This is a genomic window from Mycobacterium asiaticum DSM 44297, assembly GCF_000613245.1.
In the GTDB taxonomy this organism is placed as follows: Bacteria; Actinomycetota; Actinomycetes; order Mycobacteriales; family Mycobacteriaceae; genus Mycobacterium; species Mycobacterium asiaticum.
Genome location: NZ_HG964938.1, coordinates 888,723 through 911,039, shown reverse-complemented (window position 1 = coordinate 911,039; position 22,317 = coordinate 888,723). Strand labels below are relative to the sequence as shown.

Below are 22,317 nucleotides of genomic sequence, written 5' to 3'. Positions count from 1 at the left end.
GTCACAGGTTGCCAACCTAGCGGCGACCGCCAGCGCGGCGAAGCCGGGTGCCGCGGGTCGCCGCCATCCAACTAGCCGGGTGCCGACGATGCCCCGGGAATGGCCTCCAACAGCTGCCGGGTGTACTCGTGGGCAGGTTGGGTGAACAGCGCTTCGGTGTCCGAGTGTTCGACCACACGCCCGGCGCGCATCACCAGCACCTCGTCGGAGATCTGCCGGACCACCGCCAGATCGTGGCTGATGAACACATACGTCAGGCCGAAGGTGGCCTGCAGTTCGCCGAGCAAATCAAGGATCTGGGCCTGGACGAGGACGTCGAGGGCGGAAACGGCCTCATCGCACACCAGCACGTCGGGACGTAGCGCCAACGCTCGAGCGATCGCCACCCGCTGCCGCTGGCCGCCCGAAAGCTCGCGCGGCAACCGATCCAGCACCGAGGACGGCAGCGCCACTTGGTCGATGAGGTCACGCACGGCCTGGTGACGCCGGCGCCGGTCACCGATCCGGTGGATCCGCAGCGGTTCTTCGACGGCGCGAAGAACCGAGTATCGGGGATCCAGACTGCTGTAGGGGTTTTGGAAGACGGGTTGGATTCGCCGGCGGAAGGCCAGGGTTTGGTGCGTCGCGGCGACGTCTTGCCCGTCGAAACCCACCGAGCCCGATGTCGGCGCGAGCAAGCCCAGCACCATCCGGGCCACCGTCGATTTGCCCGAACCCGACTCCCCCACGATCGCCAGTGTGCTGGCCCGCCGCACCCGGAACGACACCCCGTCGACCGCGCGAAACTCCGAGCGCCGCCATGGAGCGCCGCGGGACTCCCGGTAGGTCTTGGTGAGCTCCGACGCCACCAGGATGTCGTTCGACGCGGCGACATGTTCGGCCGCCTGAGCCGCCACGCGGGACCTGATCTGGGCCGAGCGCTTGTCCCGGGCCGCCAGCGACGGAGCCGCAGCGACCAGCCGCCGGGTGTACTCGTGCTGCGGTTCGCGCAGGATCGTCTGCGCCGCACCCGATTCCACCACCACGCCGCGATGAATGACGACCACGGCCGCGGCCCGTTCCGCTGCCAACGCCAGGTCATGGGTGATCAGCAGCAGCGCCGTCCCGGATTCGTCGGTGAGCCGTTGCAGATGATTGAGGACCTGACGTTGCACCGTGACGTCCAACGCCGAGGTGAGTTCGTCGGCGATCAACAACCGCGGCCGGCCCGCCAGACCGATCGCGATCAGCGCCCGCTGACACATGCCCCCGGAAAGCTGGTGCGGGTACCGGCCAACCTGTTCGGCCGGATCGGGCATGCCGACCTCGGCGAGCAGCTCGACGGCCCGTCGCCGCGCATCGCGCCCACTGGTGTTGACCCGCAACGCTTCCCGGATCTGAAAGCCGACCTTCCACACGGGATTGAGGTTGGTCATCGGGTCCTGCGGCACGTAGCCGATCTCGCGACCGCGAAGCATCCGCAGTGACCGTGCGTCCGCGTCGGCGATGTCACGGCCGTCGAACACGATACGGCCGCCGGTGATTCGACCGCCGGGCGACAGCAGCCCGAGAATCGCGGCCGCCGTGGTGGATTTCCCCGATCCGGATTCGCCGACGATAGCCACGGTCTGACCGGGCAGCACGGTGAGGTCCACCCCACGTACCGCGGGCTCGTCGTTGCCGAACCTGACTTCCAAACCCTCGACCGAAAGCAGCGGCGGACCCGGGGCGCTCATGCCCGCCACGCTCGCGATGCCGCATCCAGTCGGTCCCGCAGCGCGTCGCCCAGCATCATAAAGCCCAGCACCGTAATCGCCAGTGCGCCAGCGGGATAGAACAGGATCGGCGAGCCGGCCCGCAACCTCATCTGCGCGACGTTGATATCCCCGCCCCAGGACACCACCGACGTCGGAAGCCCCACCCCGAGGTAGGACAGCGTCGCCTCGGTGACGATGAAGACGCCCAGCGCGATGGTGGCCACCGCGATCACCGGACCGATGGCGTTGGGTAGCGCGTGGCGCACCAGGACCTGGAACGGACGCATCCCCAACGCTCGGGCCGCCAGCACATAGTCACTGCCCCGCACCTCGAGCACCGAGCTTCGGGCGATCCTGGCCAGCTGGGGCCAACCGAACAGCGCCAGGATTGCGATCACCGTCCACACCGTGCGGTGGCGCAGCACCTGCATCAGCACGATCGCCGCGAGCAGCAACGGCAGGCCGAAGAAGACATCGGTGACTCGGGATACCAGCGCGTCGATCCAGCCTCCGTAGAAGCCGGCCAAGGCGCCCAGCACGCCGCCCACCACGAAGACGATCAACGTCGCGCCGACGCCGACGACGACCGAGGCCCGCGCTCCGTAGACGGTCCGCGCATAGATGTCGTGGCCCTGCAGGTCGGTGCCGAACCAGTGCGCCGCCGACGGCGGCAGCAGGCTCTGCCCCGGGTCCGCATAGGTGGGGTCGATGCCGGTGAAGAGACCCGGGAAAGCCGCGACCAGCAAGATAAGGAGGATGAGGGCGCCGGACACCAGGAGTTTCGGATTTTTACGCATAACGGATCCGGGGGTCCAGCGCGGCGTAGAGCAGGTCGACCAGCAGGTTGGTCACCAGATAGATCAGTACGAGCACCGTCACGATCGACACCACCGTCGGTGCCTCCTGCCGGGTGACCGCTTGATACAGCACGCCGCCGACGCCGTGGATGTTGAAGATTCCTTCGGTCACGATCGCACCGCCCATCAGCGCCCCGAGATCGGCGCCGAGGAAGGTCACCACCGGTATCAGCGAGTTGCGCAGAATGTGCACCGTCACCACGCGCGGGCGCGACAACCCCTTCGCAGTCGCGGTGCGCACGTAGTCCGCGTGCGCGTTGGCGGCCACCGCGGACCGGGTCAACCGGACCACATAGGCAAATGACACCAGCCCCAACACGATCCCGGGCAGCAGCAGCCTCCCGAAGGTTGCCCGGCCGCCCACCGTGACCGGCGCCAGTCCCAACCGGACCCCGAACACAAACTGCGCCAGGAAGCCCAGCACGAAGATCGGGATGGCGATGATGACCAGCCCGGTGACCAGCACTGTCGTGTCGAAGATCCCGCCCTGGCGCAGCCCGGCGATCACACCGAACCCGATGCCCAGCACCGCTTCCACCACCAGCGCGATCAGAGCCAGCCGGATAGTCACCGGAAAGGCGTGGGCCAGAACGGCGCTGACCGGTAGACCGGAATATGCGCGTCCCAAATCCCCGTGCAACAGGCCGCCCAGATAGCGCAGATACTGCACCAGGAACGGGTCGTCGAGGTGGTACTGGGCTCGCAGTTGTGCGGTCACCGCCGGGCTCAGCGGCCGGTCGCCGGCGATCGCGGCAACAGGGTCCCCCGGGAGCAGGAACACCATGCCGTAGATCAGCAGCGTGGCACCCAGGAACACCGGCACCATCAGCGCGATCCGGCGCAGCACGTACCAGCCCATCTCAGACCTTCTCCCCCTTGACGAGGTTCTCGTAGTCAGGCAGTCCGTTCCAGGTGGGCTTGACGTTGCTGACCGAAGTCGACCATCCGATCACGCTGATGTAGTACCACAACGGCACGCTAGGCATGTCGCGCAACAGGATTCGCTGGGCGACGTTGACCAGCACATCGGCCTCGCGCAGATTGGGCGCCGCCTCGGCCGCCGCCAGGGCGGCGTCGAATTCCGGGCTGGAGTAACCCACATCGTTGGATCCGGCTCCCGTGACGTAGAGCGGAGCTAGAAACTCGATCATCGACGGATAGTCGCCGATCCACCCCGCGCGAAATGCGGTGTCGATGGTGCGATTGGTGATCTGGGTGCGGAAGCCGGCGAAGGTCGGATGTGGCGCGCCGACCGCATCGATGCCCAGCACGTTCTTGATGCTGTTGGCGACCGCGTCCACCCACTCCTGGTGGCCGCTGTCAGCGTTGTAAGCGATGGCGTATCGTCCGGTCCACGGCGAGATCGCGTTAGCCTGCGCCCAAAGCTGCTGCGCCCGAGCCGGATTGAAGTCCAGCGCAGCGCTGCCCGGGATGTTCGGGTCGAAACCGGGCAGGGAGCTGGCGGTGAAGTCGCGGGCGGGAGTGCGGGTCTTGTTGAAGATCTGCTGACAGATCTGCGGCCGGTTGATTGCGGCGGAGATGGCCAGCCGGCGCAGCCGTCCCTCCTCGCCACCGAAATGCGGCAGTCGCAGTGGCGTGTCGAGTGATTGGCTGACGGCCACCGGTGCGCTGAGGGCATTGTCACCGAGATCGCGTTTGTAGATGGTCAGCGCGCTCGACGGAATCGTGTCCAGCACATCGAGATTGCCGGACAGCAGGTCGGCGTAAGCCGTGTCGAGGTTGCCGTAGAACTCGAAGCGAAGCCCCTTGTTGCGCGGTTTGCGGTTGCCGCGGTAGTCGGGATTGGTGACCAGGTCGATCTTGACGTTGTGTTCCCACGCCGGGCCGTCCGGACCGTCGGACAGCCGGTAGGGGCCGTTACCGATCGGGTGTTGACCGAACGCCGCCATGTCGCGAAATGCCAAGGGCGGCAGCGGATAGAACGCGCTGTGCCCCAAACTCATCACGAAGTCGACGGTCGGCGCCTTGAGTCGGACGGTGAACTCGAGGTCGTTCACGACGTGCAGTCCGGACATGGTGGTCGGCCTGCCGTCGCCGGGCGGGCCGGCCACGTCGTCGAACCCGGCGATCGGGCTGAAGAAGTTCTGCTGCAGTTGGGCATTCGCGCTGTCCGCCCCGTAGTTCCAGGCGTCGACGAAGGAATGGGCGGTGACCGGGGAACCATCGGTGAATTTCCATCCCGGTTTGAGCACGATCCGGTAGTTGACGTTGTCGGTGGTTTCGATGGACTGAGCCACCTCCGGTGAGGGCTGGCCGGATGCGTCGTAGGACATCAGCCCCGCGAACACCCGGTCAAGGATGCGACCGCCGTTGCTGTCGTTGGTGCCGGTCGGGATCAACGGATTGGGCGGTTCGGCCGCGTTGACCACCACTACGTCCGGGGTGAGCATGCCGCCACCACAGCCGGCCACCGGCACGACGGCCAGCGAGGCGGCCAACAGCAGGGCGGCCCACATCCGACGCATGACAGCGACCTTAATGTCGGCGGACTGTCCGGTCGGCCTAACTCACATGGGCGGACGCCAACGCTTTAGTCTCGATAATGTGACTGACGCCACCGCCGAACAGCCGTCGTCCTACCCCCCGCCGGACCAGTTCGCCGAGCAGGCGAACGCCCGTCCCGAGTTGTATGAGCAGGCCGAGAAAGACCGGTTGGCGTTCTGGGCCGCGCAGGCTGAACTGCTGTCCTGGGAGACGCCGCATACCGAGGTGCTGGACTGGTCGGACGCGCCATTCGCCAAGTGGTTCATCGGCGGCAAACTGAACGTCGCCTACAACTGCGTGGATCGGCACGTCGAAGCCGGCCACGGCGACCGGGTGGCCATCCACTGGGAGGGCGAGCCCGAAGGGCACCGGCGCACCTTCACCTACGCCGACTTGCAGCAGGAGGTCAGCAAGGCCGCCAACGCGCTGACCGACTTGGGTTTGGTCGCCGGGGACCGAGTGGCCATCTACCTGCCGCTGATCCCCGAGGCGGTGATCTCGATGCTGGCGTGCGCGCGACTGGGCGTAATGCACAGCGTGGTGTTCGGCGGTTTCACCGCGCACGCCCTACAGGCCCGGATCGCCGATGCCCAGGCCAAACTGCTGATCACCGCCGACGGCCAGTTTCGGCGCGGCAAACCCGCCCCGCTGAAGGAGGCCGCCGACGAAGCGGTGTCGGTTCCGGACAGTCCGATCGAGCACGTGCTGGTGGTGCGGCGCACCGGTGCCGAGGTGTCGTGGGACGAAGACCGCGACCTGTGGTGGCACGAGGTGGTGGACGCGGCCTCGCCCGAGCACACCCCCGAGGCGTTCGACTCGGAGCACCCCCTGTTCTTGCTGTACACATCCGGCACCACCGGCAAGCCAAAAGGCATCGTGCACACCAGCGGCGGTTACCTGACGCAGTGCGTGTACACCATGCACGCGATCTTCGACGTCAAGCCCGACACCGACGTCTTCTGGTGCACCGCTGACATCGGCTGGGTCACGGGGCACACCTACGGCGTCTATGCCCCGCTGGCCAGCGGCGTCACCGAAGTGCTCTACGAAGGCACCCCCAATACCCCCAGCGAGCACCGGCATTTCGAGATCATCGAAAGATACGGCGTGACAATCTATTACACGGCGCCGACGATGATCCGCACGTTCATGAAGTGGGGCCGGGAGATCCCGGACGCCCATGATCTGTCCAGCTTGCGGCTGCTGGGTTCGGTCGGCGAGATCATCAATCCCGAGGCGTGGCGCTGGTACCGCGATGTCATCGGCGGCGGCAAGGTGCCGGTCGTCGACACCTGGTGGCAGACCGAGACCGGGGCGGCGATGATCTCGCCCCTTCCCGGCGTCAGCGCAGTCAAGCCCGGGTCGGCGATGGCGGCACTACCGGGCATCTCGGCCAAGATCGTCGACGACCACGGGGACCCGCTGCCGCCCGACGAAGAAGGCGAAACCCACGTCACCGGATACCTCGTACTGGACCAGCCGTGGCCGGCGATGCTGCGCGGAATCTGGGGTGACCCGGAGCGGTACCGCAAGACGTACTGGTCGAAGTACTCCGAGAAGGGCTACTACTTCGCCGGGGACGGCGCCCGCTTCGATCCCGACGGCGACATCTGGGTGTTGGGCCGCATCGACGACGTGATGAACGTGTCCGGGCACCGGATCTCCACCGCCGAGGTGGAGTCGGCGCTGGTCGGACACTCCGGGGTGGCCGAGGCCGCCGTGGTCGGCGTCACTGACGAAACCACCGGACAGGCCATCAGCGCGTTCGTCGTGCTGCGCAGCGATCACGACGCGACCGAAGGGACGGTCGACGAATTGCGCTCCCAGGTCGCCCGTGAGATCTCGCCCATCGCCAAGCCGCGGGAGATCCACATCGTGCCCGAATTGCCCAAGACCCGCAGCGGCAAGATCATGCGCCGGCTGCTGCGCGACGTCGCCGAGAATCGCGACTTGGGCGACACCTCGACGCTGCTGGATCCCAACGTCTTCGACGCGATCCGGGAGTCGAAGTAGCCGTCTACTAGATCGGGACGAACCCCGACCCGGGACGGTTCTTGCCGTTGATGTCGGCCAGGTCGGCGTTGATCGACATCACCACCGCCGGGGTGTGCAGCGGAATGTACTTGGTGATGCACGACGGCAGGTTGTCGCTGAAGGCTCCATGAATCATGCCCACCAGCAAGTTGTCGACGGTCACCGGCGCACCGGAGTCACCCGGGCCGCCGCAGACCTGCATCAGGATGCTGCCCGGGTCCTGGCCCGGCCCCCAGGTGACGCCGCACGAGTTGCCGGTGGTGCGGCCCTGCTTGCAGGCCACTTGCCCGAAGGCCGGTTCCGGCCCGATGCCGTTGATGGCGAAGTTGTTGAAGTTGGCCACCGGCGTCACCTTGGCCGGATCGAACTTGATGACGGCATAGTCCAGCCCGTCGTTACCCGCGACCATCGTGCCCACCGGACCCCGGTTCTCGGTGCCCTCGGCGGCGACGGGGGCACCCGGTCCCCCGCAGTGCGCGGAGGTGAAACCGATCAGGTCGCCGAACTTGTCATGCCCTATCGCGGTCAGCGTGCACAGAGTGCCGGTGTTGACGACGATCCCGGCGCCGCCACCGAGTGGGACCTTGTCATCGGCCGCGGCGGTGCTTGCGGGGAGAAACAGAAGACTTAGCAGTGCGGTGACGATGGCCGCACCTGTGCCGCGATTGAGGCAGCGAAACGCCTTCTGCAAAGTGGTACTCCCGTCAGATGGTCGAACCCCGAGCGGGGATCGAAAGGACGATGGGCCAGTCTAAAGGATCGCGGACTGACACCCGCTGCCCGTTTCAAATGGTTGCGCGCGTCAATTAACAGGTTGGTTCGGTGCCCGTCGGGCCGCGGTTCGGCTGGCCTCGTCCAGCGTCAGGTCACATGGCAACATGAACCGCGACGACGCGCACCAGTTGGGTTTGAAAGGGCGCTGAACGATGGCGCGAAACGAAAGAGGGACCGTCTGTGAGCAAACCTGATCGGAACAACGGTGTGCCGAGCACGCTGACTTCGATTCCGTTGGCCGACCCGCACGCCAGGACAGGCGACCCGTCGCTCGGCGAGCTGATCAAGGACGTGACGGCGCAGCTGTCGACGCTGGTGCGTGCCGAGGTCGAACTCGCCCGCGCCGAGATCACCCGCGACGTCAAAAAGGGACTCACCGGCAGCGTCTTCTTCATCTCCGCGCTGGTGGTGCTCTTCTACTCGACGTTCTTCCTCTTCTTCTTCCTCGCCGAACTGCTCGATAACTGGCTGTGGCGCTGGGCGGCCTTCCTGATCGTGTTCGGGATCATGGTGGTGGTGACCGCGCTATTGGCGCTGCTCGGCTTCCTCAAGGTGCGCCGGATCCGAGGCCCGCAAAAAACGATCGAGTCGGTCAAAGAGGCGCGCACGGCATTCACTCCAGGTCACGACAAGTCCAGCTCCCCCAAGGCGCTGCCCGCCGACACCAAGCCGGCCACCGACCCGTCGGGTTGGTAAATGCCGGCTCCAGATCCGTCGGTGGTCCGCATCGACGGGCCATGGCGCCATCTGGATGTGCACGCAAATGGCATTCGGTTCCATGTCGTCGAGGCCCTGGCGGACGATGCCGGACCGGGGACCGGCCGGCCACTGGTCATGCTGCTGCACGGGTTCGGTTCGTTCTGGTGGTCCTGGCGGCATCAACTGCGAGCCCTGACCGGGGCCAGGGTGGTCGCGGTCGACCTGCGCGGCTACGGCGGCACCGACAAACCGCCTCGCGGTTACGACGGTTGGACACTGGCCGGTGACACGGCGGGACTCATTCGCGCACTGGGACATTCGTCCGCGACGCTGATCGGACACGCGGACGGCGGGCTGGCCTGCTGGACCACCGCACTTCTGCACTCCCGACTCGTGCGCGCCATTGCCGTCATCAGCTCACCCCACCCCGCGGCGCTGCGACGATCCACCCTCAGCCGTCGGGACCAGAGTCGCGCACTCTTACCGACCCTGCTGCGCTATCAGGCGCCGCTGTGGCCCGAGCGGTTGCTGACCCGCAATGACGGCGCCGAAATCGAGCGTCTGGTCCGTGCCCGCAGCAGCACCGAATGGTGTACCACCGAAGACTTTTCGCAAACCGTCAGCCACCTGCGGCGGGCCATCCGGATCCCCGGGGCGGCGCATTGCGCACTCGAGTATCAGCGATGGGCGGTGCGCAGCCAACTGCGCTCCGAGGGGCACCGGTTCATCAAATCCACGACTCAGCAGCTCGGCGTGCCGTTGCTTCACATTCGTGGCGACATCGACCCGTACGTGCTGGCCGCACCGGTCGAACGCACGCAGCGCTACGCACCGCACGGTCGCTACATATCCGTTTCCGGCGCAGGACATTTCAGCCACGAAGAGGCGCCGCAAGAAATCAACCGGCACCTGACGCGGTTCCTCGAGAAGGTGCACAGACCCCGGATCAGCTGACGCAGGTCCCGGTGTTCACCTGTTGGGTGGCACCGATCCGGGAGAGCTGGCCGGCCACCTCCTCGGCGGTCAACACGAAGCCGGTGTCCGCGTCGTCGACGGCGGCGCCGAAGACCACCCCGAGCACGCGGCCGTCGAGGTCGATCAACGGTCCGCCCGAATCGCCTTGTTCCACATTGGCTCTGATGGTGTAGACGTCTCGGGTGACCGGCTGCGGGCTGCGGTAGATGTCGGGACCGCTGAGCTTGATGGCTTCGCGTATCCGGGCCGGGGTTGCCGTGAAGTTGCCCCCACCCGGATAGCCCAGCACCACCACGTCGGTACCGGTCTTTGCCGGGGTGTCGTCGAACACCAGCGGCGCTGAAGGCAACCCGGGCACCGCCAGGATCGCGATGTCCACCGCGGGGTCGTAGGACACCACGGTGGCGTCGAACTGCTTGCCGCTGGACTGAATTGACACGCTGCTGGAACCGGCGACCACGTGCGCATTGGTCATCACCCGCTCGGGCGAGATCACGAAGCCACTACCTTCCAGCACTTTCTGGCAGCTCGGCGCCAGGCTGCGGATTTTGACGACGCTCGGTGCAGCGGCCGCGACCACCGGGTTGTTGGCCAGGGCCGGGTCCGGCGAGGCGACCGGAATGACCGGCGTGCGGCTGAACGGCTCGAGCACCGCCGGCAATCCAGAGGTGTTCAGCAGCGCCGAGAGCCGCTTGGGTACCGACTTCAGCCAGGTGGGCGCCACCTCGTTGACCTCGGCCAGCACCCGCGAGCCGCGGACGGCGGCGGCCAGCTCGGGCTGATCCTTGGACTGGGTCAGCGGCGTGGCCAACAGCCAGGCGGCGGTCAACACCACCATCAGCTGTACGCCGACCCCGATGATCGAGTCGACCATGCGGATCGGGCGGTTACGGATCGCCCCCCGCACCGCCCGCCCCAGCACCACGCCGGCGACCTCGCCGACCACCACCAGCGCGAGGATCAGGAACAACGCCGCGAACAGCTTGGCCCGGGGCGCGGCGATCTGGCTGACGATGTGCGGGGCCAGCAACACCCCGGCAACCGCACCCAGCAGCACGCCGGCGAACGACAGCATCGAGCCCAGTGCGCCGGAACGCCAACCGGAGATCGCGGCGATGAAGGCAACCGCCAAAACGGCGATGTCCAGCCACTGCGACGGGGTCATCGAGTTCACAGTGGCCCGCCCCGCAATCCGTCAGCGCTGCCCACCAGCACCATCGCATCGTCCAGTTCACGAAGGTCGTCGGTGTCCCACGGCTGTGCCCAGCCGGCGACGTCGAGAACCGCGGAGATCACCTGCCCAGTGAAGCCCCACACCAGCATCTGGTTCAACAGAAACGCCGGTCCGGCCCATCGGCGTCCGAGGGCGCCGCGGTACACCATCAGCCGATTGGCCGGGTTGATGAACGCGCGAACCGGAACGCGCGCCACCAGCGCCGTTTCGGCGTCGTTTACGACATCGACCGGCCCCGGATCCGGCGAGTAGGCCAGTACCGGCACCACATGGAAGCGCGACGGCGCGATGAAGGTGCGCTCCATGGTCGCCAGCGGATGCAGCCTGGTCACATCGATGCCGGTTTCCTCGCGCGCCTCCCGCAGGGCGGTAGCGACGGGGCCGGCGTCGCCCGGATCGGAGGCGCCGCCGGGGAAGGCGGCCTGGCCGGCGTGGTGGCGCAGGGTGGACGCTCGCACCGTGAGCAGCAGGTCGGCGTCGTCGGGGACGCCCCCCGCGGCCGGCCCGGTTGGTGGACCCGAGAAGAGCACCAGCACCGCGGCCTCGCGGCCGCCCTTGCTCAGCGAGGACACCGATTTCGCGGCCGTCACCATCGCCAGCACATCCGCCGGCAGTCGGCGCCGGTACGCATCGGGAATCTGGTCGAGGTTGTCGACGAGCGGCCGCAACCAGGCCGGGCCGGCGTCAGGCGTCAGCGCGAACGTGTCCCGTTCGCGCGCGGTGCCCCCAGCACTCACCGGTACCTCACTTGCATGAATCGGCCCAATGACCGTCCCAATCGCTCACCCCGCCCCGTTTCCGACCGCCTCGGCGATCTCATCGGCGCTGCCGAACGCCCGCGGCAGGGTCTGCGCAACGCTACCGTCCGGCCGCAATACCACCGTCGCGGGCATCACGTTAACCACTCGCAGGGCGCCGGCCACTCGACGCCGGCCGTCTTGCAGGGTGGGCAGCCGGACGCCGAGGTCTGCCAACCGCAGTAACGCGGCCGTCTCGTTCTCGTCCTGATGCACCGTCACCACCGTCACGTCGGATCCCACCCGTCGTTGATACTCGGCCATCGCCGGCAGTTCGGCAGCGCAAGGCGCGCACCAATACGCCCAGAAGTTGAGCAGGACCCTGCGTCCGGCCAGTGCCTTGGCCACGTCGACTGGCGTGCCGTCCGCCGCGCACTCCACCACGACCCCCTGCAGGGCCGCCGCCCCGGGCAGCGCGCCCGTACCGGGGCAGGGCGGCAGATCGGCCCGCTGCCGTGGTCCGGCCAGCGCCTGGGGGGTATCGGCGTCGCGGTGCTCGCGCGGCAACGGCGACTGGTTCGTCGCCTGGGGTGCCGCGTCGTCACGAAGCTGTGCCACCAGCGCCATGATCAGCGCGACCACCACCGCCAGGACAGCAATGCTCCAGCGGGCCGTAGTGGAGAGCGCCTTCATTGCCGGCGCGGCTAGGCCTGCGGTTCGAGCCCGGCCAGCGCGAGCAGGTGATCGGTTTCGGGGCCCTGGACCAGGGCGGCGGCCAGCATCGGTTCGGTTGGACCCAGGCCGTAGGACGGGCAGTCCTTGGCGAGCACGCAGACCCCGCAGGCCGGCTTCCGGGCGTGGCAGACCCGTCGGCCGTGGAAGATCACCCGGTGGCTGAGCAGCGTCCACTCCTTGCGCTCGATAAGTTCGCCGACGGCGTGCTCGACCTTGACCGGGTCCTCCTCGGCCGTCCAGCGCCAGCGTCGGACCAGCCGCCCGAAATGGGTGTCGACGGTGATGCCGGGGATGTCGAAAGCGTTGCCCAGGATGACGTTGGCGGTCTTTCGGCCGACGCCGGGCAGCGTGACCAGTTCGTCCATGGTTTTCGGCACCTCGCCGTTGAACCGCTCGACGAGCGCCTGTCCGAGGCCGATCAGCGAGGACGCCTTGTTCCGGTAGAAGCCGGTCGGCCGGATCAGAGCTTCCAGCTCTTCACGATCGGCCTGCGCGTAATCCAGTGCCGTGCGGTATTTCACGAACAAGGCCGGTGTCGTCAGGTTCACCCGTTTGTCGGTGCTTTGTGCCGAAAGGATGGTGGCGACCGCGAGTTCGAGCGGCGTGGTGAAGTCCAATTCGCAGTAGACATGCGGAAAGGCTTGTGCCAGAAGGCGGTTCATTCTGCGCGCCCGGCGCACCAGACCGGTGCGGGTCTCGCCGGCGAAACGCTTGGCGACGGCACTCGCGACAGGGGTTTCAGCTGGTGCCGGCTTCGATTTCGCACGTCCGGACGACTTGGCCGCTGTCACCTACGACAGAGTACTGATTTCGTGATCTGGCTGAGACCTTGTCCATGTTTACTCTTTCTGTGTTGTGGTTGCTGGTGGCCTGCATTCCAGGGTTGCTGATGCTGGCGACGCTCGGGCTCGGGCGGCTGGAAACGGCGCTCGCCCACGACACGGTGACTGCCACCGACGTCGCGGAGTTTCTGGATCAGGCCGAGCCGGTCGACGTCCGCACGCTGGCGCGGGAGGGCATGCCCGAGGCGCTGGAATATCTGCACCGCCGCCAGGCCCAGGAGTTGGCGGCGGTCCCGCAGCCCAAGGAGCTGACCGGTCGGCATCACGCCGACACGGTCTTTGCCACCGATGTGGTCGGCCGGATGGAAAAAGGTTTGCCGACCCGCGTCCGAATGCGGGCCCGCACCAATACGCAATTTACGGTGACTCGACACGTCAATCGTGTGTAGCGTTGGCAGGTCGCACCGATTGGCCTACCTTTAGACTCGTGTCGGCCGTCACACCTGACTGCCGCTAATCCTTCGTTGGAAAGTTGAAGAGGCAACGTGGACGAGATCCTGGCAAGGGCAGGAATCTTCCAAGGGGTCGAGCCTAGTGCCGTCGCCGCGCTGACCAAGCAATTACAGCCCGTCGATTTTCCCCGCGGTCATACAGTTTTTGCCGAGGGTGAACCGGGTGACCGGCTTTACATCATCGTCGCCGGCAAGGTGAAGATCGGTCGCCGGTCCCCCGACGGCCGGGAGAACCTGCTGACCATCATGGGTCCGTCGGACATGTTCGGTGAGCTGTCGATCTTCGATCCTGGGCCGCGCACCTCCAGCGCGACCACGATCACCGAAGTCAGGGCGGTTTCGATGGACCGCGACGCGCTGCGTGCGTGGATCGCCGACCGTCCGGAGATCGCCGAGCAGTTGCTGCGCGTGCTCGCCCGACGACTGCGCCGCACCAACAACAACCTGGCCGACCTGATCTTTACCGATGTGCCCGGCCGGGTAGCCAAGCAACTGCTGCAGCTCGCCCAGCGGTTCGGCACCCAAGAGGGCGGGGCGATGCGGGTCACCCACGACCTGACCCAGGAGGAGATCGCCCAGCTGGTCGGCGCGTCCCGCGAGACGGTGAACAAGGCCCTGGCCGACTTCGCCCATCGCGGCTGGATCCGGCTCGAGGGCAAGAGTGTGCTGATCTCGGACTCCGAACGCCTGGCCCGCCGAGCGAGGTAAGCGCGCGCGGAGCGCGGGCGCAACCGAGCGAGAATCCGACCCCGAGCGAGGTAGTTCGGCCCTTCTCCGCGAACCGAACCTGGCTGCGGTTTTTGGCCCGTGATTTCGCGGGGTGGTTTGGTTCGCGAGATATGAGGGGCGCGCGCGCACCGCTTCGAAACATCTGAGTTCGCCGAACGCACGCCTACTGTGGCTGCGAAGCGGGTACCGACAGGTGAAGACCGCGAAGCAGCTGCACAGAAGGTGGCTTAGTTAGCGAATGAATGTCCCCACCTGGGTTTGGACCCTCACCATGCTCGCCATCGCGGGCCTGCTGGCATTCGACTTTTTCTTTCATGTGCGGAAGGCGCACGTACCGAAGCTGCGGGAAGCTGCAATCTGGTCGGCGCTGTACGTCGGCATCGCGGTGCTGTTCGGTGTCGGCGTGCTCATTTTCGCTGGTAGCGACCTCGGCTCGGAGTATTTCGCCGGATACGTGACCGAGAAGGCGCTCTCCGTCGACAACCTGTTCGTTTTCCTGGTGATCATCGCCAGTTTCCGGGTGCCGCGCGAGGACCAGCAGAAAGTGCTGCTGTTTGGTATCGCGTTCGCCCTGGTCGCCCGCACCGGCTTCATTTTCCTGGGCGCGGCGCTGATCAACGCGTTTGCGTGGATCTTCTACCTGTTCGGATTGATCCTGTTGCTTACCGCCGGGAGCATTCTCAAGAAGGACGACGACGACTCCCGCAAAGCCGACAACTTCGTGATCCGGGGGGCCAAAAAGGTCATCCGCACCACCGAGCACTACGACGGGGACAAGCTGTTCACCAAAGTCGACGGCAAGCGGGCGATGACGCCGATGCTGTTGGTCATGGTCGCCCTCGGCGGCACCGACATCTTGTTCGCGCTCGACTCGATACCCGCGATCTTCGGCCTGACCCAGCACGTCTACATCGTCTTCACGGCCACGGCGTTCTCGCTGCTGGGCCTGCGGCAGCTGTACTTCCTGATCGACGGTTTGCTAGACCGGCTCGTCTTCCTGTCCTACGGATTAGCAACCATCCTGGGCTTCATCGGTGTGAAGCTGATCCTGCACGCCCTGCACGAGAACAACGTTCCGTTCGTCAACGACGGCGAACCGGTGCGCGTGGCCGAGATCAGCACCACCCTCTCGCTGGTGGTGATCATCGGCGTGCTGCTGGTGACGGTCGTCGCGTCCCTGCTCAGTAAGCGAGGCAAGGCCGAGACGGCGATCGCCAACGCCCGCCGGCACGCGACCGCCTACCTGGACTCCGAGTACACCCACGACGCCGAGGAGCGCGAACGCATCTTCAAGAAGCTGCTGGCCGAACGCGACCAGATCATGGCGCTCGGCCCGAAATACCAGCAACAGGTCCGCGGCGAGCCGGCCCTGATCGAGTTGCTCGAACGCGCGGCCTCAAGCCACGACGAGGCCGTTGATCGCGGCGAAGCCGAGCAGTTCACCCGCAAGGGGCTGACCTAGTGAGCCCGGTGATGCGGCATGTTTGATTCTCTGCTCGACGCGCTCGGGCATTCCTGGTGGGCGTATCCGCTGATTTTCGGTTTCTGCACCCTCGACGCCATCCTGCCGATGTTGCCGAGCGAGACGGTGCTACTCACCGGCGGCATCCTGGCCGCCGACCACTCGATGATCCTGGCCGGGGTGATCGCGATGGGCGCGCTCGGCGCATTCGCCGGCGACAACATCGCCTACCGCATCGGCCACCGCGCCGAGGGCTGGGCGCGGCGCTGGATCACCCGGGGCGAACGAGGTCAGCGCGGCCTGGCGTGGGCGGAGCGACAGTTGGAGCGGCACGGCGGCCCCGTGGTGGTCGTGGCGAGATTCCTACCCGGCGGACGGACGGCGACCACCATCGCCTGCGGGGTGCTGCAGTTTCCGTATCGCCAATTCGTGATGTACGACGCGATCGGCGCCTTGCTGTGGGCGACGGTGAATGCGCTGATCGGCTTTGTCGGCGGGCACGCCTTCGAAGACCGACCGCTGTTGGCGTTCGCGGTCTCGTTCCTTGTGGCGCTGGCAATGGGCGGCGGCATCGAGCTGGTCCGCTGGCTGCGCAGACGGACAAAGGAGCGGCAACAACAGGCAGACGCTCCGGTCCGTACCTAGCATTTACCGCTCGGACTCTTCCGGCGAGTCGTCGGGTGGACGAACGTCCCCGCTTCGCCGCCGCACCGACTTGGCGATGGCGTGTCCCGACGACGGCGAGCTCAGCACCATGAAGACGATGCCCAACACAGCGAAGGTGATGATGGTCGCGCTCTCGGTGGCGATCGAGGAAGCGAGCACGGCGATCACTCCCGGACCGGTGGCCAACCCCTGCGCATGGAGCTGGCTGTTGGTGTCGGGCAGGCGCAGCACACCGTAAACGCTGATCGTGAACAGCACCAGTCCCGTGATCAGCAGAACGCCGCCCAGGACGTCAAGTACCACAGAAATCATTCGAACGGCCCTCCCGACCCCAGATAGCGGGCGGCGGCAACCGTGGCGACGAAGGACAGCAGCGCGAGCGCCACCGCCGCATCCAGGTAGTAGGGCTGGTGATGGTAATAGCTCAGCAACGCCAACAAGGACACCACCAGCGCGGCAAGCAGGTCCAGCGCGAGGACGCGCTGGACCACGTCGCGTGCACGCAGCAGCACCAATCCGCCGGCCACCAACAGCAGCGTGTTCCAGACCAGGGCGGCGATGATCAAGAGATTCATGACGCGGGTCACGGGAACACGCTCCGCTGTGCGCGCCGGTACGAGGCGGCTTGGGCGCGTCGGACGGCGTCCGGGTCGCGTGCGTCGAGAACATGCAGTAGCAGTTCACCCGTCTTGTCGTCGACGTCGACGACGACGCTGTCCGGCGCCAGCCCGACCCGGATCGCCCAGGCCGTGGCCGAGCTGGGAATGTTCGGCTCGATCGGAACCGTGACCAGGCCGGGCGACATCGGCCGCAGGCCGAGGCAGTATTGGGCCACGTGCCAACTCCCCCGGCACATGTCGACCGCGGTGAAGAAGATCAGGGCCGGCAGCCCGGCGAGCCGGCGCAGTGCGGAAGTTCCCGGCGGCCGGTCGGTACGCGCACCGTGGCTGCCGATGGCGCCGCCGAATCCGACGATCAGCGACGCCAGTACCACTCCGATGACAACATCGCCCGGCTTCAGGCTGGTCAGTGCCAGCAGGTAGACGGCGGTGAGGGTGCCCACGCGGGCCAGTGCGGCGGTCATCCCAACCTCCCGGTGAGCACATTGGCGGCGTCCTGGCTGAGCACCAACAACGGCTCGGCCCACACCCCGATCGACAAGACCAGCACCGCCAGCGCGCCGACGAACAGCCGCGGCGGCAGCGGACTGACTCCGGCAACGCCGTCGCCGTCGGCTCGGTCACCACTGGCCCGGACATCGGAGACCCAAAACTTGCGCTGATAGATCTGGAACATGTAGATCAGCGATAACACGCTGCCCACCACGAGCACCACCAGCAACGCGGGGTTGTGGACGGCGATGGCGGCGCGGAACAGCTCGAGCTTGGCGATGAAACCTGCGGCCGGCGGCACGCCCGCCACGCTGAACGCCCCGATCACGAAGGCCGCGGCCACCAGGGGTCCACGCAGCCCCGCGGCCAGGAACAGCAATCCTTTGTTCAGCGCATTGACCACGCTGTAAACCACTGCCGCGGACAGCCCGATCGGCCCGCCGACACTCAGCGCAACCAGCACATAGCCGACCTGTCCGATGGCCGAGTACGCCAGCGTCTCCGCGTCGTCACCGCGCGACACGGCGAGCACGCCGCCGTACAGGATCGATGCCACCCCCAGCAGCACTAAAGCGGTGGCGGCAAAACGCAATTCGTCGGAGAACAGGCCGGCGCCGAACCTCAGCAAGCCGTAACTGCCGATGTTGGCCACCGCCCCGCTGAGGATGGCGGCGACGGCGGGACGGGTTCCGGCGTAGACCGTGGGAAGCCAGAAGTGGAAGGGAAACAGGCCTAGTTTGACGCTGAAAGCGACAAAGAATCCGACCGCGACCAGCATCGCGGCGTTGGCGCCGACTGCGTTGATCCGCTCTGCGACATCGGCCATCGCAAGTGCGCCGGTGATGCGGTAGGTGCCCGCCACGGACAATAAGAAGACGAACGAGCCCAGCAGGTTGACCGAGGCGAAAATCAGCGCCGCCCGCAGCTGTCGGGGCCGTTGACCGTAGGTGGTCAGCGCATAGGAAGCCGTCATCGCAATCTCGAAGAAGACGTAGAAATTGAACACGTCACCGGTCAGGAACAGCCCGTTCAATCCCGCGGCGAGCAGCACCACCAGGCCGGGGAAGGTACGGGTGTGCGCGCCCCGCACGGCCTCGTTGGCCAGGGCCGCGATCAGCACCACCAGCGATACCAGCGCGAAAACGCCACCTAGGGCATCGGCGCGAAGCACGATGCCGATCCCGGCCGGCCAGCCACCGGTCACCACCTGCTGCGGGCCATGGCGCACCACCTGGAAGACGAGAGTCAGGACCACCGCCAGCGTTGCCGTCAACGCCGCCACGCCCAGCCACGCGACTCCTCGCCGCCGGCCGTCGAGGGCAATCAGCAGCGCGCCGGCAGCCCAGGGCACCAGCAGCGCCAGCGACAAGGCCATCACGTGATCTCGTTTCGGTCCAGCTGTTCGTCGTGTTCGAGGCTTTCCTCGTGCTGGGCCTCCTGCGCGGCCAACTCACTGCGTCGCACGGTGCCGAACACCACAACCACGCGATGCACCAGGGCAAGCAACAGCGCCAGCGTGGCCAGGCCGATGACCAGGGCGGTCAGGACCAGCGCCTGGGGCACCGGGTCGCTGACGGGACCGCCGGTTCCCGGACCGATCGGCGCTTTCCCCCGCGTCATGCTGGCCCCGATGAGGGCAACGACGGCGCACTGGGAGATCAGTGCGACACCGACCACGATGCGGATCAAATCGTGCTGCAACAGCAAATAGGCACCGGCGCCGAATAAAACGGCCGCAGTGACCGCGAAGGCGAGGTTCACCGCGCCTCCCCATTCTCGGTGCGGTCGACGTCCAGCTCCTCGATTTCTCGCTCGGGGTCGGGGTCCGGATCGGCGAGCTGATGCAGCAGCATGGTCAGCACACCGATGACCAGCAGAAAAATCCCGATGTCGAACAATAGCGGGGTGAACAGCTCCAGCGAGCCGAAGTGCGCGACCGGTTGGCCGGCCGCCGGGCGGTGGCTGAACAACGGCTCGTTCCACAGCAGTGGGAAGAACCCGACCACCAACGACAGCAGCAAGCCGCCGACCGCCAGCCACGGCGAATACCTCAGAATCGGCAGGGTCCGCTCAGCGGTCCGGGCCCCAAGGCCGATGTAGCGCAGCGCGATGGCCAGAGCAACGACCACGCCCGCCCCGAAGCCGTCCCCGGTGTCCCGGTAGCCCTTGACGATAAGCGCCGCCGCCACCATCAGGCTGGGGCCCAACAACACCTGGGAGACGACCCGCAACACCAGGTCGCGACGCGTCACCACAGCTTGCCCTTCCGTAGCAGTGCGGCCACGCCGACGACCGCGACCAGCAGCACAGTGATTTCGGCGAGGGTGTCCAGTCCGCGGAAGTCGGTGATGATCACCGTCACCGCATCTAGGCCGTGCGCGCTGGGCGTGCGGCGCAGGTATTCCTCGGACACGCTCGGCGCCGCGCTCGGGGCCGACAGGAACCCCCACACCGAGACGAACGCCGCCAGCCCCGCCAGGCCGCCGGCGGCCAGGTTGCGCTGATGGCGCCGCGGCGCACCCGGCTCGGGGCCGCCCGCGCGGACTTCGAGCTCTCCGGCCGCTCCGGGCCGGGGCAGCCGCGCCAGCGCGCCGATGAAGACCAAGGTGATCATCGTCTCGACCACCACGGCCACCAGCGCGATGTCCGGCGCGCCGAACAGGGCGTACACCGCGGCCAGACCGAAGCCGACCACCGACAGCGCCAGCACCATGCCCACCCGGGCCGAGGCCCGGGCGACGGCCAGCGTCGCGATGATCACCAGGCCCAGCAGCGGCAGGATCAGCCAATCCACGTCACCGATCGAGCCGATGGAATACGCCCCCCGGATCGGCGTGAGGACGAACACCACCCCGGTCAGCAGCCCGGCCGGGACCAGCACCGCGGCGACACTGCTACGCAGGTCACGCACCTCCCGGTCGTGGATCGCCGCCGACAGGCGGGACAGAGCCCGCAGACTTCTCGTATAGATCCGCAACGGCCCGAACCGGCCGCCCACCCGCGTCCATGCCCGGGACAGGCCGTCCCGCACCCGCGGCAGCGCCAGCAGCACCACCCCCAGCGTCCACGCGCACAACGCCATCAGGTTGCCGACGCGCGCGTCGAAGTGATAGCCGGGCGTCAGACTCACTCGCGAGGCGTTGGTGACGCTGCCCGCGTCGGCGGCGAGCCGGCTGAACAGTTGGGGCACCAGACCGCCTGCGACGCCGATCCCGGCCAGCACCATCACGGGCCAGGTCAAGACGCGGGGGATCCGATGCGGCTCGGTGCGCGTTGGCCCGAGGAACAGCAACACCCAGAAGCGTCCGATGTACGCCAGGGTCAGGGCGGCGGCCAGCACCGCACCTACGGTGAGCAGCCGCCCGGCACCGGCCGCCGCTTCGAAGTAGAGCTCGTCCTTGAAGAATCCGACCGTCAGCGGCAATCCGGCAAGGTTGGCCGCGGCAAGTGCGGCGGCCACCGCCAGCGCCGGTCGGCGCCGGCCCAGGCCACCGAGGCGGGATAGGCGGTCCTCACCGGTCGCCATGGTGGCCACACCCGCCGTCATGAACAGCGCGCTTTTTGCCACCCCGTGGGCCAGGACGTAAAACGCTGCGGCACCCGCCGCCAGGCGTCCACCGATGCCGTAAAGCATCACCACGTAGCCGTATTGGGAGATCGTGGAGTAGGCGAGCACCTGTTTCAGCACGTCCTGACCCAGCGCGCTGATGCCGCCGACAACGACCGAAGCCGCTCCGATGACCAGCACTGCGGTCAGGACGGGCCGACTGTGCATCAGCAGCGGATGTACCCGGCCGAGGACCAGCACGCCCGCGGCGACCATGGCCGCCGAGTGCAGGTAGGCCGAGACCGGGGTTGGCGCCGCCATCGCCTTCGGCAACCAGAAGTGCAACGGCACCTGCGCGCTCTTGGCCAGCGCTGCCACCGCGATCAATGCCGCCGCGGCCGTCGTCGTGGGGCCCGATTCGACCCGCTCGATCAGCACCGGCAGCGAGAACGTGTGGTAGCGCGCATACAGCAACAGGGCCCCGATCAGCAGCGCGACCGCGCTGGCCACCGTGATCAGCAACGCCATCAGCGCCGCCCGGCGCGCGGGCGCCTCGTCCTTGTCGAAGGCGATCAGGAAATACGAGCAAATTGCCGTGACGTCGAAAAAGACGAACAGCAGAACCAGGTCCTGCGCCGTCGCCAGCCCCACCATCGACACCGCGAACAGCACCATCCACGGCCAGAACCGCCACCGTTGCCGCGCCGGCCTGTGCTGATGCGCCAGGTGCAGTGATAGGTAACCGGTGCCGTACGCGAAGACCAGCGCGCCGATGCCACACGCCAGCATCGAGTACAGGGCGGCTAGCCCGTCGTAGGTGAAATGCAGGTGCATGTCCAGGCTCGGCACCCAGGGCAGGCTTGCGCTGCCGCCCCCGCTGCGCCAGCCCGCCCAACACACCCCGAAGCCGACCAGCGCAAACGCGGCCGACGACCAGCCCAGCCAGTCCGCGGGCAGCCGTCGGCTCGGCTCGCCGGGGGCGCCGGCGTCGGGGGATTTGGCCACGAAGACTCCTCGTTGGGGTGCGGTGTCCGCACGATCCAACGTATGCGGTGGTACCGCCGGGCGTTTAGCTGGTGGGGTGTTCGGCCGGGTCGGAGGCCGACCCGTCGCGATGGCCGGCAACCGATCCAGGTCGGCCGAATGCAGCTCCGCGGGTGGCCACGACGCTATCGGTGTTGCGGGAGTTGTCCAAGCACGACAATCGACCGTCGCCCCGTT

23 protein-coding genes are annotated in these 22,317 nt (G+C 67.1%); 7 read left to right on the top strand and 16 right to left on the bottom strand.

Annotation, left to right across the window (positions count from 1 at the left end):
- Nucleotides 1–71 precede the first annotated feature (71 nt).
- From BN972_RS23205 to BN972_RS23190, 4 genes are read right to left on the bottom strand one after another with little or no spacing between them, the layout of a single operon-like run.
- Nucleotides 72–1,715, bottom strand: coding sequence for a dipeptide ABC transporter ATP-binding protein (locus tag BN972_RS23205; RefSeq protein ID WP_036363828.1), 1,644 nt, complete (start codon nt 1,713–1,715; stop codon nt 72–74).
- Nucleotides 1,712–2,533, bottom strand: coding sequence for an ABC transporter permease (locus BN972_RS23200; RefSeq protein ID WP_051545740.1), 822 nt, complete (start codon nt 2,531–2,533; stop codon nt 1,712–1,714). Before BN972_RS23200 ends, BN972_RS23205 begins: the two co-directional genes overlap by 4 nt.
- Nucleotides 2,526–3,452 carry an ABC transporter permease gene (locus tag BN972_RS23195; RefSeq protein WP_036362990.1) on the bottom strand — a complete coding sequence of 309 codons (927 nt, stop codon included), beginning with the start codon at nt 3,450–3,452 and terminating at the stop codon, nt 2,526–2,528. The genes BN972_RS23200 and BN972_RS23195 overlap by 8 nt, the downstream gene beginning before the upstream one ends.
- Before the next feature lies 1 nt (nt 3,453).
- The gene (locus tag BN972_RS23190; RefSeq protein WP_036362987.1) at nt 3,454–5,079 is read right to left on the bottom strand and encodes a peptide ABC transporter substrate-binding protein; all 1,626 of its coding nucleotides are present in this window, start codon (nt 5,077–5,079) and stop codon (nt 3,454–3,456) included.
- Nucleotides 5,080–5,158: 79 nt separating this feature from the next.
- Between BN972_RS23190 and acs the strand changes: the two genes are divergently transcribed.
- The gene (gene acs, locus BN972_RS23185; protein ID WP_036362984.1) at nt 5,159–7,111 is read left to right on the top strand and encodes an acetate--CoA ligase; all 1,953 of its coding nucleotides are present in this window, start codon (nt 5,159–5,161) and stop codon (nt 7,109–7,111) included.
- A gap of 7 nt (nt 7,112–7,118) precedes the next feature.
- On the opposite strand, the gene BN972_RS23180 is transcribed toward acs, so the two are convergent.
- Nucleotides 7,119–7,778, bottom strand: a complete 660-nt coding sequence (locus BN972_RS23180; protein ID WP_036363823.1) for a S1 family peptidase — start codon at nt 7,776–7,778, stop codon at nt 7,119–7,121.
- A 308-nt stretch (nt 7,779–8,086) separates the two neighbouring features.
- On the opposite strand from BN972_RS23180, the gene BN972_RS23175 reads away from it, so the two are divergent.
- Nucleotides 8,087–8,602, top strand: a complete 516-nt coding sequence (locus BN972_RS23175) for a phage holin family protein (RefSeq protein ID WP_036362981.1) — start codon at nt 8,087–8,089, stop codon at nt 8,600–8,602.
- Entirely contained in the window at nt 8,603–9,559 is a 957-nt protein-coding gene (locus tag BN972_RS23170; protein ID WP_036362978.1) for an alpha/beta fold hydrolase, read from the top strand.
- Here the strand turns inward: BN972_RS23170 and marP are convergent.
- From marP to nth, 4 genes are read right to left on the bottom strand one after another with little or no spacing between them, the layout of a single operon-like run.
- Nucleotides 9,552–10,745: an acid resistance serine protease MarP gene (marP, locus tag BN972_RS23165; RefSeq protein ID WP_036363820.1), complete on the bottom strand. Its 1,194-nt coding sequence runs from the start codon at nt 10,743–10,745 to the stop codon at nt 9,552–9,554. The two genes, BN972_RS23170 and marP, sit on opposite strands and share 8 nt — an antisense overlap.
- A gap of 5 nt (nt 10,746–10,750) precedes the next feature.
- Nucleotides 10,751–11,572 carry an NUDIX hydrolase gene (locus BN972_RS23160; protein ID WP_051545738.1) on the bottom strand — a complete coding sequence of 274 codons (822 nt, stop codon included), beginning with the start codon at nt 11,570–11,572 and terminating at the stop codon, nt 10,751–10,753.
- A gap of 24 nt (nt 11,573–11,596) precedes the next feature.
- Nucleotides 11,597–12,244, bottom strand: coding sequence for a TlpA family protein disulfide reductase (locus BN972_RS23155; RefSeq protein ID WP_036362973.1), 648 nt, complete (start codon nt 12,242–12,244; stop codon nt 11,597–11,599).
- 11 nt (nt 12,245–12,255) lie between these two features.
- Nucleotides 12,256–12,948 carry an endonuclease III gene (nth, locus tag BN972_RS23150; protein ID WP_099051211.1) on the bottom strand — a complete coding sequence of 231 codons (693 nt, stop codon included), beginning with the start codon at nt 12,946–12,948 and terminating at the stop codon, nt 12,256–12,258.
- Nucleotides 12,949–13,121: 173 nt separating this feature from the next.
- On the opposite strand from nth, the gene BN972_RS23145 reads away from it, so the two are divergent.
- The 4 genes from BN972_RS23145 (at nt 13,122) to BN972_RS23130 (ending at nt 16,416) form a co-directional block, all read left to right on the top strand.
- A complete protein-coding gene (locus tag BN972_RS23145; protein ID WP_036362966.1) occupies nt 13,122–13,517 on the top strand; it encodes a hypothetical protein in 396 nt (131 codons plus the stop codon).
- Nucleotides 13,518–13,613: 96 nt separating this feature from the next.
- The gene (gene crp / locus BN972_RS23140) at nt 13,614–14,288 is read left to right on the top strand and encodes a cAMP-activated global transcriptional regulator CRP (protein ID WP_036362963.1); all 675 of its coding nucleotides are present in this window, start codon (nt 13,614–13,616) and stop codon (nt 14,286–14,288) included.
- A 259-nt stretch (nt 14,289–14,547) separates the two neighbouring features.
- Nucleotides 14,548–15,771, top strand: a complete 1,224-nt coding sequence (locus BN972_RS23135; RefSeq protein ID WP_036362960.1) for a TerC family protein — start codon at nt 14,548–14,550, stop codon at nt 15,769–15,771.
- Nucleotides 15,772–15,789: 18 nt separating this feature from the next.
- Nucleotides 15,790–16,416, top strand: a complete 627-nt coding sequence (locus tag BN972_RS23130) for a DedA family protein (RefSeq protein ID WP_036362957.1) — start codon at nt 15,790–15,792, stop codon at nt 16,414–16,416.
- A gap of 3 nt (nt 16,417–16,419) precedes the next feature.
- Here the strand turns inward: BN972_RS23130 and BN972_RS23125 are convergent, their stop codons facing one another.
- Genes BN972_RS23125 through mbhE form a run of 7 tightly spaced genes read right to left on the bottom strand, consistent with a single transcriptional unit; the run spans nt 16,420 to nt 22,101 of the window.
- Nucleotides 16,420–16,749 carry a cation:proton antiporter gene (locus BN972_RS23125; RefSeq protein WP_036362954.1) on the bottom strand — a complete coding sequence of 110 codons (330 nt, stop codon included), beginning with the start codon at nt 16,747–16,749 and terminating at the stop codon, nt 16,420–16,422.
- Nucleotides 16,746–17,024: a monovalent cation/H+ antiporter complex subunit F gene (locus tag BN972_RS23120; RefSeq protein ID WP_200869758.1), complete on the bottom strand. Its 279-nt coding sequence runs from the start codon at nt 17,022–17,024 to the stop codon at nt 16,746–16,748. The genes BN972_RS23125 and BN972_RS23120 overlap by 4 nt, the downstream gene beginning before the upstream one ends.
- Complete coding sequence (locus BN972_RS23115; RefSeq protein ID WP_036362951.1) at nt 17,021–17,521, bottom strand: Na+/H+ antiporter subunit E; 501 nt, start codon at nt 17,519–17,521, stop codon at nt 17,021–17,023. Before BN972_RS23115 ends, BN972_RS23120 begins: the two co-directional genes overlap by 4 nt.
- Nucleotides 17,518–18,924 carry a complex I subunit 5 family protein gene (locus BN972_RS23110; RefSeq protein ID WP_036363814.1) on the bottom strand — a complete coding sequence of 469 codons (1,407 nt, stop codon included), beginning with the start codon at nt 18,922–18,924 and terminating at the stop codon, nt 17,518–17,520. Before BN972_RS23110 ends, BN972_RS23115 begins: the two co-directional genes overlap by 4 nt.
- Nucleotides 18,924–19,310, bottom strand: coding sequence for a sodium:proton antiporter (locus BN972_RS23105; protein WP_036362948.1), 387 nt, complete (start codon nt 19,308–19,310; stop codon nt 18,924–18,926). Before BN972_RS23105 ends, BN972_RS23110 begins: the two co-directional genes overlap by 1 nt.
- On the bottom strand, nt 19,307–19,801 hold the full coding sequence (locus tag BN972_RS23100; protein ID WP_099051210.1) for an MnhB domain-containing protein: 495 nt from the start codon (nt 19,799–19,801) through the stop codon (nt 19,307–19,309). Before BN972_RS23100 ends, BN972_RS23105 begins: the two co-directional genes overlap by 4 nt.
- Nucleotides 19,798–22,101 carry a hydrogen gas-evolving membrane-bound hydrogenase subunit E gene (mbhE, locus tag BN972_RS23095; protein ID WP_036362941.1) on the bottom strand — a complete coding sequence of 768 codons (2,304 nt, stop codon included), beginning with the start codon at nt 22,099–22,101 and terminating at the stop codon, nt 19,798–19,800. Before mbhE ends, BN972_RS23100 begins: the two co-directional genes overlap by 4 nt.
- Nucleotides 22,102–22,317 lie beyond the last annotated feature (216 nt).